Here is a 14,778-nt window from a genome sequence, read left to right on the forward strand (position 1 = left end):
TGCTGTATAAGGATCTACCCATATCGCTATTCCTCATAATAAACTCACTGGATCACCAGAAATGTAAAATGACATCAAACCATATCCTAACCCGGCCAGTAGCTGTGAAAAGAATTCAGGTCCATAATCTTGTATTCCAGTAGATAAAGCATCTGTTATACCACTAACCTGAAGAAATGTGGCATATCCAAACGCTGCAGCAGGTCCATAATTGCTGTATATATAATATCCAACATAAGCTAGTATTGCTTGTGTTAGCATAATACTGTTTATTGGGATTGCTACTAAGAAAAATGTCATTAGTAGGCTCGTTTTTATAGCTTTCTTAATATCTATTTCTGTTTCTTCACTTCGAACTACAGTTGTTATCATAATTCTTTATTCTATGTTACATTTTAATATGCTATGACTTATTTCTTTCTTTAAAAAATTTTCATAATTTAAGACCTTTCTCCTTTATTTAAAAAACAATACATAAACATAACATATGCTAACTATTCTTTTAATTAGCAAATCTTTTTAAACAGTTTGCATAGTAAAGCTTAAAATTAAATAACATAAGTACGTGCACAACTCCATTTTAATATTTATATTTCTATTAATTTTTAGTGTAATGTGAATCCTAGTATAATACTCTCCATATAAAGAAGATGTTATTTAGTAAAATTAATATAGGTGACAAAACTATCTCCAGATTCATTCATCTTATAAATATTATAGTTTATCAAGGTATAATAGAAAGTTCTGATTTCTATGTTATCTGTTCAAATAAGACAGACTTCTAATAAACAATAGTTATTGTATGTACTCTTCATTTTAACATTATTTATAGTTAAAAATTAATATAAGAATCTGCAAATTTAACATGGGTGATAACTAATTGAAGAGCAAAAAGATTGAAATAGATCTTGCGAATTCCCAAGAAGCAAGAAATGTAATATTAGCTATTTTTGCACTAACACTATTAGCAATATATCCTATAGTACAGACGATGATAGCTGGAATAATTTTAGGTTCAATGCTTTATGTAGCTGCTGGATCAGGAGCAATAAGTGGTGGGATATTAACTATGGCTAACGTCAATAATATAGTCGGAGCAATTCTTTTGCTTTTAAGCGAATTCGGTATAGAGTCTATCAGCCTCGATACAATTGATTTGCTGTTCGCTATTGTTGCAGGAATAGGTTTGGGACTTTTTGGGTTAGGAATCGGCCTTTTATGAGGTATTATTGAGATGGTAAACCCCGTAATAAGAGCTATTAGAAAGATTATTTATTTTTTTACGTCCCTAATTCTTGCGGATGTATTATTAGCCATAGTGACAGAAACAGTAGCTAAAGGAAACCCATATCTGTACCCCATTTTTACCAAAGTAACTTTAGCTCTATCACTATTTCTTATAGGAGTAGTAGTAGTTTCATTTGCTATTCTCTTCATTAAGTATCGTAAGATTATAGTACCTTCTGTGCGTGAGGTAGTTCATAGTAAGCGAGAAGATATAATTTATCAACCTGCATTAATATCAGTAAAAACTCGTGTTATCAATTCTATTATTATCGGCTTATTGACTTTCTTAATAGTAATATCAGGATTATACTACTTACACTATATTGCACCTTATTCTCCTATAGGGTTTGTAGTTGATACATTTATCATATTCACAATTTCAATCTTAGTTGATGGACTTGTAATCTCTAAGATTAAGCCTTTCAGAGATATAAAACCGGGAGAGGTAAAAGTGGTAACCGTATACTCAAGAACACCAGGTGTTGCGGCTGAAGTATTAACGTTTTCCCGTAATTCCTTTTCTAAAAGGTTGGTAATTTTAAGTAGTATTTTACCCCCTAGTATCATGGAAACTATAAAAGCTCATGAAATGGAGCACATTAAGGAGCATCATGTACTTATCCGTTCTATCTTCTTTTATTTAATTATATCCTTAGCCCTTGTGTCGGTTGAACTAATTTCTATTTTTTTATTAGTAGAACTACATCCACATCATTTTTCTTTTACTATAAATTCTACATATGTAGTCAAAACTTTATTACTCTTAATAAGTCTAATAATTATTTATTTACTAGTTGTGAGGGTTACAGAATCTAGAGCTGATGCCGCAGCTTTTAAAGCTATTGGTGCAGAGGCATATGATCACATAGTTACCTTGATCAAAATGTTAAGAGAGAATGCCCAGAAAAATTTTAATCCCGCTTTGGGCTTGCCCCTTTTAGTGAAGATTTCGCCTTTGCTAGAAAAGATTACTCATACATCCTCTAGAGAGGCCTTGAAGACTGGTGATCCTTTATCATCTTTGAGTCAATGGGAGATTCCAGCTGTTTTTGCCTTTTTTGGGTCTGTAATAGGAGTTTTAAGGTTTGCTTCTGTGAATCTTATTCTTCTTGCTTTTCCACTCTTTTTTGTTGGAATGTTTGTTGTTATTGTGCTTGTTGGATTGGTTTTTCTACCTTTGACGAGAAGTTATGGTGGGACGCAGAAGGGAAGGATGAACTTCTCTTTTCTTGTTTCGGGGATGTACTTGATAACTGATGTTATCACGCTAAGTGTAATTTATAACTTTTATCTTGCCTTACTAGTCCTAGTTTCGGGACTTGTTTTATCCTTATTAATTGAGAGATCTTTTCTTAGTGATACGAGGACTGCAGTAAAGACTTTCCTAATTACTTTCGCAGTCTATGAGGCTATAAATTTTTCTCTTTTCCTTATCTTTTTAGGATCTCATCTAGGTGTGTTTTAATGGATAAGGAAATACTTAAACTCTACTTAACTTTTTGGTCTGGCCTACTCTCTGGATGGGTGATTAATAACTTTACAGGTTTTGATAAGCCGGTATTGGTACACGAGCTTCCAATACCAGATTACGCTTTGCTTACTCATATTATAGAGGAAAACTTTATCTTTGCGTTAATACTTTTCTTAATAGGTAATGGGACTGCACAGAAAATAGTTGCATTCGCTATATCCGCATTCTATGGCCAAATCGTATTTAAGTTTGGGCTAATAGTTGGATTAGTAGGTACAATACCTCATGGTTTGATAGAGCTTCTTGGTTTTAGCTTCATAGCCTATGCAGGGCAAAAATTCAAGGCTAAGACAAGCTTCGTTAAACCATTATTGATAGGCTATATAATGTTAGCGGTAGCTGCCCTTATAGAATCCACGCTCTCTATTTATATTTTTCAACATGTAGTTTAAAGGAGGTAGTATATAATACGCCTTTACTAATCTTAAGTCTAAAGCTTTAGGGATAATTGATTCTGCCTCTAAGAAGGTAATTTAATCTAAAATTGGTAAACAGTTGTAAGGAATGATTAGCACTTATAGGAAAATCGTCACATTTTTACATTACGTAAAAATTTATAAGAAAGATCCTCTTATTAACTAAAATTTTCTTTTCACTAAGGGATAAAAAGTAAGGGAGTAAATTAAAAATATTTATTAGCTCATGTTATTGTAAGGGAATTTCCTCAAACTACTAAATTATTATTTATGTACTCCTTTTTAGAGAACTATAGGGTGTACCCCTTTAGAAAAAATTTAAAAACTCCACTTGGAAATATTATTTTATGAAAATATTTCTGGTTATTCCAGTATTAATTTTAATCTCTCTATCTTCAGTAAGTGTAGGAACTATTAGTACAGCATCAAACCCTTCTTACGGTGTATACTATAATGGTAAAATATACTTCATAGCTCAAGGAGCAGGCGAGTTACAAATATTGGACAATAATAATATCGTTTCAACAATTAATTTACCAAACTATCCAAATCCTTTTAGAATTACAATCCTAAACGGTGATATTTATATTGTCTATCAAAACGGTCCTTTAATAGAGCTCGAGAACGGTAAAGTAATTTGGAATTATACTATTCCTCAAGTAGGTAAATATCCAGCAATAATCTCTGCTGGTAACTACGTAGTAGTTACAGCATCATATGGTGATGAGGTTTACTTCATAACACCAAACCACCAGGTTAATACGGTAACCGTAATGTCTAGCCCTCAGGCTTTAGCTTATGATAATTATACTAATGTAGTTTATGTGGGGGCTTATGGTAGTCCATTAATCTACGGGATCTCCTTAAATAACTTCAAAGTAGTTCAGAACATTACGCTAAATGTAAGTTCCGTTGAGGCAATGACATTTATTCCTCCTAATGAACTTGCAGTTTCTCCCGGACACCATTATTTCGAGATAATAAACTTAACCAACGGAAAAGTAGTAGCTTTTGACTCACTTCCCTATACTTTAGGTGCAATTAACGGTTATGCTTGGATATGTTATATACCTTATGATAATGATATAGTCCTCTCGATTCCGCATGATAGTGATACTGTAGTAGTATTTAATAATAAAGGAGGACTAGTTGAAGAGGTTAATGTAGGTTCTGATCCCAATGGTATAGTTTATGATCCACAGAATCACTACATCTACGTTATAAACTATGGTTCATCAACAATAAGTTACTTCCAAGCTCCACCTCCTAACGTTACTACTAAACCCATACCTAAAACAAATTACACACCATATTTTATTGCCACAGGCGTTGTGGCAATAATTTTAGTGATAGTAGGTTTAATTCTCTTCGTGAGGAGGAGGTAAGATGTTCTCACTAGAGCCTGGGATAACTCCTTTACCTATAGTAGTGGGTTATTTCATTGTAGTAACAATTGTAGCCTTCTTCGTAATTAAGAGGAGTAAGAACAGAATGAAACTAATGGATTATGTAATTGCTGCGATAGGTGGTGCTATTATTTCCTTTGCAGACCATGTTATAGGTGATGCTATTTTCTTACCCTCTCCGATTTACCCATTCATTAACCCTCCAGTTTGGTTCAGAATTCTAGTCTTCTTTATCGTGGTGGGAGTGATAAGGAAAGTAGGGGCTGGGATGTTAAGTATGGGAGTTTTTGACATTGTAAGTGATTTGCTTCATTTTGGCTTTAGTGGAGAACCCTTATGGCTTATTGAAGATATACTGACTTATGGACTTATGGCTGACATTACAATTTATGTAACTCAAGGTAGGATATTCGGAATTGGGGAGAAAAATATGCAACCGCTTTTCGCAATTTTCGAGGGAGGTGTATTAGGCTTTGTACTTTCCTTTGTGCATCCGTTCTTCACTTACGGTTTTATCGCACCTATAGTCTTCGGTTTTGTTCCAAGTCAAGCTAGAATAGAGTTTTTATTAATTTCTTATATCCCAGGTGATGTAGTAATAGGAGCTATATCCGCGTTAATAGCTAACAGGATTGCAAGGGTGGTGAGAAGTGGAATATGAGATTCTTAGAAATTAAGGGATTGAGAGTTTTTTACCCTGAGAGTTCCTACTCTTTAAATATAGATTCCCTTGAGGTTAAAGAAGGGGAATCGATTTTAATAGCTGGTAAATCTGGTTCTGGGAAATCAACTCTCCTTAATTCAATTAACGGTGTGATCCCTCATGAGATAGAGGCTGAAGAAGAGGGCGAGGTTAAGGTTTTCGGTATTGATGTTAAAAAATCGACTATTCAGCAAATAGCTAGATATGTGGGAACCCTTTTACAAGATCCAGATTCGCAAATATTTAATTATTACGTAATTGAAGAGTTAGCTTTTGGTGCTGAGAACTTAAACTTACCAAAAGAGGAGATTTTGAACAGAATCAATGAGGTTTCTCAAATAGTTGGTATATCTCATCTTTTGAATAGGGAGACTTTTAAATTATCTGGAGGTGAAAAGCAGAGGGTAGTCTTAGGAAGTATTCTTACGATGAATCCGAAAGCTTTAATTCTTGACGAACCCACATCAAGCATAGATTTAAAGGGTACTAGGGAAATTCTGGCTACATTAAGAGGGTTAAAGGAAAAGATAAGTATGATTATTGCTGAACATAAATTAAAGAAAGTACTGGATTTTGTTGATAGGGTTATAGTCCTTGATAAAGGTAAGATCATTTACGATATTAAGAAGGACAATGTTAAGGAGTTGGACTTTGAGGATTTGGGTTTAGAACCTTTAAAGCTTTCCTCTCCTCCAGAAAAAAGAAGGGATGGCGAGGTTGTTCTTGAGGCAAAGGTTAAGGTTACTGATGGTGATAGGGTTATCGTAGACACGGAAATCGTATTAAAGAGGGGGATTTCGGCGTTAATTGGCGATAACGGTAGTGGCAAGTCTACTCTTTTAAAAGCATTAGCTGGTATTTTACCTTCAAATTTAAGGTTCTACGGGAGTATTAAGGTTGAGGGAAAGGAGGTTTCCAAGCTTCCTGTTGAAAAGAGGGGTGAGATAATTGCTTATTTACCCCAGGAAATCGACTTGATGTTTACTAAGAAGACTGTTAGGGAGGAGGTATCATATCCTGCAAAGATTAGAAGGAAGTATGATGAAAGAGTAATTAACGATTTATTGAAGAGGTTTAATTTGCCAGAAGATCAAGACCCTTTCCTTCTCTCTGTTGGACAGAAGAGGAGAGTTGCAATTTCTTCCCTTTTAGCTACTGGAGTCAAGGTTTTTCTCCTTGACGAGCCTACTACAGGTCAGGATTGGTATAACAGAAAGATGTTAGGGGAGGAGTTGAGGAGTATAGATGCCAGCTTTCTTGTGGTTACTCATGATCCCATATTTGTCTACTACTATGCTGATAGAGCTTATAAGATGGTTAATGGGAGGGTTATTCCCATCTCACCAGAAGATGTTATTAAAGATTGGTGATTAATTATGATTCTTCATGAAATAACAAGTTGGTTAATAGTTATTGCATCGTCAATATCTCCATTTTATTTACTCTTTAAGATCCTCGGATTTAAGGGGTTTGAAAAATTGACTACTTATGTCGAGAGTAAAACATTATATCACAAACTTCACCCACTGGTGAAATTGTTAATAGTCTTTATAGTGACTATAATTTGTGCAGAGTCAATATGGTGGGTTGGAATGTTAGCGGGTATTATTTCTCTTTACTTTTACTACACTCTGAAGAGGCTTAGATTGATATTAGCTTTTACTTCACTCCAGATGATAAGTACTGTTCTTGATTACTCTTATTTTGTTTCCCCTAATGTGATAGAGGAGATTTTCGGAAATCATTTATTCGTTATTTGGAGGTTTCCTGGATATTTTATTTATATGGGTATAGACCCCTACCTTACTCTTCAAGCTATAATTTATTCCCTTCAAGTTAGTATGAGGATTTGGGGAATGTTTCTTTATTCCGGTCTAATTTTCCTTACAACTACTCCATCTCAAATCATAAGGTCATTTCATAGAATGAAGGTTCCCATGCCAATTACTTTTGCAGTTACTGTAGCCTTAGTATCTCTTCCTAGAATTTTTGACACTGCTGATACTATAATAAAACTACAGTATATGAAGGGGACTAAGAAGTGGAGGGCCATGTTCGAATCTTTTATCCCTCTCTTCATTTATGAATTTAAGAGAGCAAAAACAGTGAGCGTTTCTGCGGAAACAAGGGCTTTCATGGCTTATAAGACTAGAACTTACATTGACGATATAGAGTTTACAAAAATTGATAAGACTGTTGTAATGTTAATGTTATTTCTTTTAGTCGTTGATACTTATCTAGTTTTGATAGGATTAATTCCTTCTATACCATTCCATCCGTAACTACAAGTCTTTCAATTCTAAGATTACTATAGAGAATATATAGAGAAAATCTAATTATTCATAATCTATTAGACGATAAAATATTGGAAACAATACTCCTGCTTCAGCCAGTTAATTTCTATATTTTCCATAGACTATATACAAGATGTAAATAATTGAATAAATTTATATTTGAGAATAAAGATAATCATTCATATAAAAATCATGAATTCTTGAAATATTTTGAATTAAATTTCAGCAAATTGTGAAGGTGAAGCAAAAATTATAAGTTATAGTAAGTTAAGGGGGACAAGAAGGGATGAGAACGTTAGGATACAAAGATTCACTTATGGAAATTAAGGGCAGTTAAAGTTACTTTATCATTAGAGAATGTCTTCAAAATTGCGTCCTTACTAGAATTAATAATTAAGCGAGAATGAAGTATAACGAAACTCGATCATAATTAAAGTTTTTATAGTTAATTCTAATAAAGGTTAATTGAATTAGATCTAGACCTACTATCTTAAGTAAGTGTATATGCTTTATCTTTTCTAATTGGCAATTTTTTGAAAATCCCTATAAGATTGCCCTTAAGCTATTTGAAAGTCTATAAGCAGAATTAAAGAATTACTAGTCTGCAAATGGCATTTTGGAATCAGTCAGTTTTTAATATATCTCGTTTAAAACCTCAGACCATCTAGGTAAATATGTTGATATATGATATCCAACTGTATGCGTATGTATTGTTCTTTCCGTGTTAACTATTAAAATTTTGTTTTCTTCCTCTACATATATGTGTTAAATTTTTCTTGAAATTATATTAGATGTAACAATTATTTTAGGTAATCTATAATTTTAATATATTTTTATTAAGTGTCACCGAATGTGAAGTCTATATGAGAGCACAGTAACAAATTAAATATATGACCCTTCGAAGTTTTCTGACTTCATCTGGGAAGAAGGTCAGTATGTTCTCCTCTTTTTAATATAGTCTTCAGCTTTAATGAAATTAGCACCCCCTTTCTTAAATGCATCAAACATTAAGGGAGTGAAGAAGTGAATTTCTAATGGTAACCACCAAGGTAATCCTCTATTTTCAAGTAATTCAAAAACTCTTCCAACGATCTCTTTTCTCTTTTCTGGAACTTTATCGACCAAAATCGCCACATCAATATCGCTCATTACGGTGAATTTTCCTTCTATTATCGAACCGAAAAAGTATATCTCAGCCTTAACATTATATTCATCAAGTGCCTTTTTAATAGCCTCATATATTACTGGAGATATTTGGGGGAAATGCGAAAGAATATCCATCTTTTCCTTAGCAAATTCAATGTATGGCTCTAGTTTCATATTTAGTTAAATAGTTTCTCCATTATATTTAAACACTCTTTAGCATCTTCTTCAGTATAATCTATCGAACCATACCTAGTCTCAGTATATCCCTCTTCTAATTCCTTTAACAAATTTCTATTTTCGCTTAGCAGTTTATGTTTTTTCTCCTTCTCTTAAACAATTTCTTTATCCCTCCAGATATTTGGTGAGCTACCCCGCCCTGAAGGGCGGAGCTTCCTGCTTCATAGCCCCACCTTGCCCGTAGCTTTTCGCTACGGGTAGAGGGTAGAGCTCCACAGGCACTAAGGATGGCTCCCACCCCGATCTCTTCAATATGTTTAAGCAAGCGTTATAGTCACGATCAGTAACCCAACCACACTTAGGACAGCTGAACACACGGTCAGTCAAAGTTAACTCTTTCTTTACGTACCCGCATTTGGCACACATCTTTGAAGTATATGCTGGATTTATTAACAACAGTTTCTTTCCATATTTTTCCAACTGATATTCTAGTATTCTCTTCAACTCATGGAATGCAACATCGTGTAACCTCATCCTCAACTTCCTTTCTGACTCCTCCACCAGTTGTTTAACATCTATATCCTCCATTACTACAACGTCATAATGTTGTGCGAACCACTTACCCAACTTCATATAGAAGTCTTGTCTCAAGTTCTTCAAGTGTTCATAACCCCTAGCTAACTTCACTTTTGCTTTAAACCAGTTTTTCGACAAGAACTCCTTCCTCGAGAGAACCTTGTGGAGTTTCCTTATCTTCTCAAGTGCCTTCTCATAAGGTCTCAAGTTAGGGAAATAGAATCCATCACTCGTGGTTAGGAGTTTCTCTACCCCAACATCTATTGCAACTACCTTACCAGTCTTTGGGAATTGAGAGAATCCAACACCTTCAACCATGAAGGAGACATATACTCTCTCTGAACGTGTTAGTTTAACTACCACCCTCTTTACTTTGTCAAGCGGGAAGTCCCTATGAACAATGACCTTAAACACGCCGAGATTTGATAACCTCAATAACACCAGCTTCTTCTTATTCTTCCTACTCTTAGTCCTTATTTCCCTGCTCTCAAGTATTTTCCACCCACTTTGTGGGTAAACAAGAGAGTAGTACTTATGGGGTTTCTTCTCCTTAGGAAAGTGTGCTAGACCTTTGAAGAACCTATCCCTAGCATCGTAATAACGATCGGCAATTTGCTGTACTACTTGTGAGTAGAGTTGTTGGTACTCCTTATCTTGCTTTCTTAGATCTAGAGCGAGCTGTCTTAACTCCGTTTGTGTAAGACCCTTTCCGTCCCTTTGGTAGAAATAGATATCTGCCCAGCGTAGGGTGTTGTACATCTCACATGCTAACCTCAACTGGGCTTTTAACGCCCTAATTGTTTGATCGTCAGCATATGCACGAAAGCGGAACCCTACGTTGGGCATTAATAAAATGTTCGAGAGTGGATTAAAAAATATTTCTACAAAGGGGGCTATCCATCCCCGCCTTAAACGGTACTCCCAAAATCACCTCCTTAAAAATAAACCTGTAGTATTAGTAAGCGTTTCCTCTGATTTATTTAAATAAATCTCTGCCTCAGATATATTTTCAATAATTTTTGAAATTAGTGATTTGAAAGTCCTCATTTTCACGTTATCCTTGAGGATCGTGTACAAGGAGTAAACGAGCACGGCAAGTAAGAAGATTAACATGCGGAAAATGAACTTTGTTGAACACGTAAAGGGGAGGAACGATTTAACACTCCTATAAGACGTTTCTATCGGATTCCTCACCTTGTTATATAACTCCAAGACCTTATTCTTGGGTAAATCGAGATTTGTAGCCCTAGCGAAGTAAACAACCTTCTTCTTTTTCCTCTTGATCTTCTCCCTGCGATACACGATCAGCCTAAACTTAACCTGCTCATCCTTACTACGCCTCTTACTATTCGTAATATATTCACCATCAAACTCCTCGTAGATCTTGACATCACCAACGGGAACTCCAATAATGTAGTTGAACTGGGATATGAATTTTATCACCTCAACCGTGTAAAATCCTGCATCAAGTGTTATCAGTTTAATCCTAAATCCCATTGCAACCACTTGTTCAATCAAGACCTTGACAATCTCATCCTTTGTCATCCCATTAACTTGCGGTATGAAAGCAAGTATGAGGATTTTTCCTTCGTATTTCGTTGTAGCTGTTGCGTAGTTCCACGAGTATCCCTTTTCTGAGCTTCCCAAACCTTCTACAGGTTTTCCGTACCAAGTTATTGTTGTCCAATCTATTGATAGTTCTATCTCCTTCACGCCCTTAAGTGTTTCGAGTGAGATTTGTTTCACTTGTTCCAGTGTTTTTTCCGCTACTTGTAACCCTTGTTCTTCAACGTAATTCCTCACCGTTTGTGGTGATACGTTGTAAGCTCTGGAAACGTTTTCCACTGAATCTTTGTGTAATGATGCTGAGATCAAGGTTTTTGTAACTTCCTCTCCCTTTCTCCCTTGGAAGTTACTCATGGAAATTAATTTATACCCTATTTGTTGAGTGTTTAATGAGGGAATTGGCATTACCATGAGCCCTTATGGTAATACCGATTCCCTCGCTTTAAACCTTTTTTCCCAATTTGTTGAATTCTTGATGTTGTTATAAACTTGGTTATGTTCAACAAATTTAATATTGTTCAATCAGAATTATTTTTGTAAAATGATTTTGGGAGTACCGTAAAAGGCGAGGTTTTTCGCCCCCTTTGAACCCCTAAACTTTATAAATACTTTTTATCAACCTTGCTATCCTCTTAGCCCCGAGGTTTAAACCCGTGAAATACTTGAATAAGAGAACAACAAACAAGGAAAAGGCCTTTAATATTATGAGACCCTTGTTCCTAAGCCAAGTTAGGAAGGAGCTCTTCTCCAAACCCAAGGCCTTAAGTTCCCTAATTAAAACCTCAACATCCCAACGATTCTCCCAAGTTACCAAAATGTCCTCAGCAGAATCATTAAGGTTAGTGGAGAAGAAATATCTCCTACCAAAACCTTTATAATCATCTATTACAAGTAACTTTATTGGAATACCTAGATATTCAACTAGGTATTCCCCTTGGGGGAATTCACCAACAGGCACGTGACGTTGTCCAACTTGAGCAAAATTGAAAAATTATCCTGACTATAATATTTCTTTCTATAAAATTATTCATAATATTTAACTAGAAAAGATTATATAATATGTATTAATAAATATAATACAAATAATTGTACAGTTTTGCAATAAAATTCGTTATACTCGCAACTAAAACTAGTAAGCAAGCCTTGTTAATTAACTAAAACCCTTGTCCTAATCCTCGTTAAGAGTACTTCAAGATTACGATAGAGGTTAAGGAAGAAGACCTCTATCACAACACCCCTCAAAGTCGTTGCAGAAGCCTTACCTTCCCTAATCTTAACCCCTCAACCTGAAGCCTAGCAGAACTAACACCAAGCCCTATCAGCCATTAACTTAACGCCATCAAAGGAAAAGGCCAAATCACTCAAATTAGCCAACCTTAAAACCCCTAACAAAATTAGTCCTCCTTTCAAAAAACCTTAAAGCCAAAGTAGGACTTACCATGCTTCCTACCCCAACCACCCTTATACTTCCTAAAGCTTGTAAAATACTTGAGCTTAGAAACAGTATAACCCATGAGGAGAAAATCGTCGTCAATCTCATCAAGATCAAGTGAGATCTTCTCTAGACCGGTTTGAAAACTCCTCTTCCCCTCACGGAAGAATCGATTATGTGGTAGTCCTCGAATTTGTCGTTTTTTCTCTCCCTACCTCAAGTTCTTTCTCTATACTCGTTAATCACCTTGTCTAAGGCCTTGTTTATCCATTAGGGTTGTCCACATTGTTTCTCCCTCATCGACAACTGTTTCTTGTAATCTCTTATAGAAGAAGAATATTGTACTCTTTGGTGGAACTTTCCCACCCAAGAATTTCATGAACATTTTACTATCCCTAATTTCTCCCTCTAAGTTATTCCAAGAGATATCGTAGACGAAATTGATTAAGAGTGTTTTGAGGAGTAATATAACGTCCCACTTGGGTTTCTTGGAGTAATTCAAGTTTACCCCTAAAAGTTTCCTATGGAAATACTTTATCGACCTTGAGCAAAAGGTCTTTCTCAGTTGAAAGTGTCTTCATAATATTATCTCATCTCAATTCTTATTAATATTACTCATCAATTTCCATTTTTATCATCTTAGACAACATCAAGTGGCAATGTTAGTTGACGCTATGCTTGAAATATGACCGAAAGATTTATTACTGAACGCCCTTAGGCAAGATCTTAATTATCTCCTCATAACCTTGCCTATCATTAGTAAACTCGTAGTATTTGCCTTGGAAATACATAATTAATTTATCTTTTGATACGTCTATTCCCGCGACTGGGGCCTCCATGTATACTCACCCTTATTCGGGCTTTAAGCCCAACTTCCGGTCCGAATTGGAGGCGGGCCAAGCTCCTCGACGGGCTTTAAGCCCAGAGGAGTCAACGGCCTACACCTCAGTCAGATCTGTATTACACAGATCTGACTAATATGTTTTATATAAGGAGGTCAGGTAGGTCTAGCTTTAGTGTTGGGAATTAAAAGTGGGAAAGCTTTATATATCTTTTTTGCATGTATTCTTATATGGAAACTAGAAAGGCTGATGATAAAGGTAGAGTTTATTTAGGTAACGACTATGCTGGGAAAAACCTTTATGTTGTAAGAGTCTTTGGTGGATTATTATTGTTGGATAATGAGAAGAAAGCTAAGGAAATAGAAGAAAGAAAGGACGAATTCCTAAGAAAAGGTATAGAAGAGTTATTAGAATTTTTAGGAGAACCTTCAGTAGAGGAAATTAAGGAGGTTGTTGAGAAATCGAGAAGGAGAAGATTCTCGTAGACACTAACGTCATAATAAGTAAGGATATTTTAAAGCTGAAGAACGTTACGCTAATCGAAAGTGTAATTCATGAGTTCGCCGAATTTTGCTTTCAAAAATATGTAGATTTAATAGGATCTTCACCAGAAAGGGCTAAAGGTTATGTAAAGCTTTTTAAGTACATTCTTGAGTATCTTTCTAATAACGAAGTCATAAGTAACAGTGTAGAGGACTATATGAAAGCTATGGATCTTTCTATCGATAGAAGTATTGATATCACTGACGCCCTTTTAGTGGTTACTGCGATGAAGCTGAAGAACGCCGTAGTGCTAACTAGAGATAAGGACTTTGAGAGGGTTAAAGATCTAGTTAAAGTAACTGATAAAATACAAATTTAATACTGTAGCATCTTTTTATCGTCCGAAGATAGGGAAAACAAACACAAGAGGAGATAAGGGGATATATAGATGCTAACCTTCACAAGCTTTGTTTATCGTATTTTTATACTTTCCGATTATTGAAAAATTCTCCTCTTAGTGGGGATGTTCTCAAACAGTCATCTTATTCGATAATGAATAGTAAAATTATATCAGGTTTTCTCTAATATTCTGTACTCCCTCCTACCGGTAGATCAAAAAAGATTTATCATTTTAAAATATAAAAACAAAAGAGTATAAAGATAATTATTCATAAAAATATAAATTTATGAAATATTTTTGAATTAAAAATCCAACAAACCGTGAAATAAAGCAAAAATTGAAAAACTATCACATTCATGCAATACAAATATACACTAAATTATGAGAAAATGAATTATACAAAATATGAAATAGTGAGTTAGAAATAATTGTACATACTTAAAACAAAAAATCAAACCCCACAACCAAAGGGCGATTCGGGCTTCTTTTGCGAATTCATTTTATTTAAAAGCTTTGAGA

The 14,778-nt window shown here is 34.9% G+C and carries 15 protein-coding genes and 3 pseudogenes; 9 read left to right on the plus strand and 9 right to left on the minus strand.

All coding sequences use genetic code 11. The annotated features are described in order from the left end of the window. Window positions 1-33 precede the first annotated feature (33 nt). Window positions 34-372, minus strand: a complete 339-nt coding sequence (locus D1869_RS04880) for a hypothetical protein (protein WP_156014163.1) — start codon at window positions 370-372, stop codon at window positions 34-36. 508 nt (window positions 373-880) lie between these two features. Here D1869_RS04880 and D1869_RS04885 point away from each other — a divergent pair. The 7 genes from D1869_RS04885 (at window position 881) to D1869_RS04915 (ending at window position 7,625) form a co-directional block, all read left to right on the plus strand. After that, window positions 881-1,222, plus strand: a complete 342-nt coding sequence (locus D1869_RS04885) for a hypothetical protein (protein ID WP_156014164.1) — start codon at window positions 881-883, stop codon at window positions 1,220-1,222. 12 nt (window positions 1,223-1,234) lie between these two features. Continuing rightward, window positions 1,235-2,752 carry a M48 family metalloprotease gene (locus D1869_RS04890; protein WP_156014165.1) on the plus strand — a complete coding sequence of 506 codons (1,518 nt, stop codon included), beginning with the start codon at window positions 1,235-1,237 and terminating at the stop codon, window positions 2,750-2,752. Next, window positions 2,752-3,210: a stage II sporulation protein M gene (locus tag D1869_RS04895; protein ID WP_156014166.1), complete on the plus strand. Its 459-nt coding sequence runs from the start codon at window positions 2,752-2,754 to the stop codon at window positions 3,208-3,210. Before D1869_RS04890 ends, D1869_RS04895 begins: the two co-directional genes overlap by 1 nt. A 371-nt stretch (window positions 3,211-3,581) precedes the next feature. After that, complete coding sequence (locus D1869_RS04900) at window positions 3,582-4,619, plus strand: hypothetical protein (RefSeq protein ID WP_156014167.1); 1,038 nt, start codon at window positions 3,582-3,584, stop codon at window positions 4,617-4,619. 1 nt (window position 4,620) lies between these two features. Next, entirely contained in the window at window positions 4,621-5,301 is a 681-nt protein-coding gene (locus D1869_RS04905) for a hypothetical protein (RefSeq protein WP_156014168.1), read from the plus strand. Next, the gene (locus tag D1869_RS04910; protein ID WP_156014169.1) at window positions 5,298-6,713 is read left to right on the plus strand and encodes an ABC transporter ATP-binding protein; all 1,416 of its coding nucleotides are present in this window, start codon (window positions 5,298-5,300) and stop codon (window positions 6,711-6,713) included. The genes D1869_RS04905 and D1869_RS04910 overlap by 4 nt, the downstream gene beginning before the upstream one ends. A gap of 6 nt (window positions 6,714-6,719) precedes the next feature. After that, complete coding sequence (locus D1869_RS04915) at window positions 6,720-7,625, plus strand: energy-coupling factor transporter transmembrane component T family protein (protein ID WP_156014170.1); 906 nt, start codon at window positions 6,720-6,722, stop codon at window positions 7,623-7,625. A gap of 942 nt (window positions 7,626-8,567) precedes the next feature. Here the strand turns inward: D1869_RS04915 and D1869_RS04920 are convergent. The 8 genes and pseudogenes from D1869_RS04920 to D1869_RS04955 all read right to left on the minus strand — a co-directional run. Continuing rightward, complete coding sequence (locus D1869_RS04920) at window positions 8,568-8,957, minus strand: nucleotidyltransferase domain-containing protein (protein ID WP_156014171.1); 390 nt, start codon at window positions 8,955-8,957, stop codon at window positions 8,568-8,570. A gap of 2 nt (window positions 8,958-8,959) precedes the next feature. Further along, window positions 8,960-9,070, minus strand: a complete 111-nt coding sequence (locus tag D1869_RS04925; protein WP_231113720.1) for a HEPN domain-containing protein — start codon at window positions 9,068-9,070, stop codon at window positions 8,960-8,962. A gap of 79 nt (window positions 9,071-9,149) precedes the next feature. After that, window positions 9,150-10,382, minus strand: coding sequence for an RNA-guided endonuclease InsQ/TnpB family protein (locus D1869_RS04930; protein ID WP_156014172.1), 1,233 nt, complete (start codon window positions 10,380-10,382; stop codon window positions 9,150-9,152). 212 nt (window positions 10,383-10,594) lie between these two features. Continuing rightward, a pseudogene (locus D1869_RS04935) lies at window positions 10,595-11,513 on the minus strand (ISH3 family transposase); the annotation flags it as partial. A gap of 181 nt (window positions 11,514-11,694) precedes the next feature. Then, window positions 11,695-12,072 (minus strand): annotated as a pseudogene (locus D1869_RS04940) (ISNCY family transposase); the annotation flags it as partial. 396 nt (window positions 12,073-12,468) lie between these two features. Then, window positions 12,469-12,642 carry a hypothetical protein gene (locus D1869_RS15370; protein WP_231113722.1) on the minus strand — a complete coding sequence of 58 codons (174 nt, stop codon included), beginning with the start codon at window positions 12,640-12,642 and terminating at the stop codon, window positions 12,469-12,471. A 130-nt stretch (window positions 12,643-12,772) separates the two neighbouring features. Then, entirely contained in the window at window positions 12,773-13,036 is a 264-nt protein-coding gene (locus D1869_RS15375; protein WP_231113723.1) for a transposase, read from the minus strand. A 208-nt stretch (window positions 13,037-13,244) separates the two neighbouring features. After that, a pseudogene (locus tag D1869_RS04955) lies at window positions 13,245-13,373 on the minus strand (IS110 family transposase); the annotation flags it as partial. 233 nt (window positions 13,374-13,606) lie between these two features. Between D1869_RS04955 and D1869_RS04960 the strand changes: the two are divergent. After that, window positions 13,607-13,861, plus strand: a complete 255-nt coding sequence (locus D1869_RS04960; RefSeq protein ID WP_156014173.1) for a hypothetical protein — start codon at window positions 13,607-13,609, stop codon at window positions 13,859-13,861. A gap of 35 nt (window positions 13,862-13,896) precedes the next feature. Further along, a complete protein-coding gene (locus D1869_RS04965) occupies window positions 13,897-14,238 on the plus strand; it encodes a type II toxin-antitoxin system VapC family toxin (RefSeq protein WP_221267179.1) in 342 nt (113 codons plus the stop codon). Window positions 14,239-14,778: the final 540 nt, after the last annotated feature.

It is taken from the genome of Sulfurisphaera ohwakuensis (assembly GCF_009729055.1).
GTDB classification, from domain to species: Archaea; Thermoproteota; Thermoprotei_A; order Sulfolobales; family Sulfolobaceae; genus Sulfurisphaera; species Sulfurisphaera ohwakuensis.

Coding starts and splice junctions, on each gene's coding strand:
- D1869_RS04930 (WP_156014172.1), bottom strand. CDS start 10,382: ATGCCCAACGTAGGGTTCCGCTTTCGTGCATATGCTGACGATCAAACA.
- D1869_RS04910 (WP_156014169.1), top strand. CDS start 5,298: ATGAGATTCTTAGAAATTAAGGGATTGAGAGTTTTTTACCCTGAGAGT.
- D1869_RS04905 (WP_156014168.1), top strand. CDS start 4,621: ATGTTCTCACTAGAGCCTGGGATAACTCCTTTACCTATAGTAGTGGGT.
- D1869_RS15370 (WP_231113722.1), bottom strand. CDS start 12,642: ATGAGATTGACGACGATTTTCTCCTCATGGGTTATACTGTTTCTAAGC.
- D1869_RS04880 (WP_156014163.1), bottom strand. CDS start 372: ATGATAACAACTGTAGTTCGAAGTGAAGAAACAGAAATAGATATTAAG.
- D1869_RS04915 (WP_156014170.1), top strand. CDS start 6,720: ATGATTCTTCATGAAATAACAAGTTGGTTAATAGTTATTGCATCGTCA.
- D1869_RS04900 (WP_156014167.1), top strand. CDS start 3,582: ATGAAAATATTTCTGGTTATTCCAGTATTAATTTTAATCTCTCTATCT.
- D1869_RS04920 (WP_156014171.1), bottom strand. CDS start 8,957: ATGAAACTAGAGCCATACATTGAATTTGCTAAGGAAAAGATGGATATT.
- D1869_RS04895 (WP_156014166.1), top strand. CDS start 2,752: ATGGATAAGGAAATACTTAAACTCTACTTAACTTTTTGGTCTGGCCTA.
- D1869_RS04890 (WP_156014165.1), top strand. CDS start 1,235: ATGGTAAACCCCGTAATAAGAGCTATTAGAAAGATTATTTATTTTTTT.
- D1869_RS04960 (WP_156014173.1), top strand. CDS start 13,607: ATGGAAACTAGAAAGGCTGATGATAAAGGTAGAGTTTATTTAGGTAAC.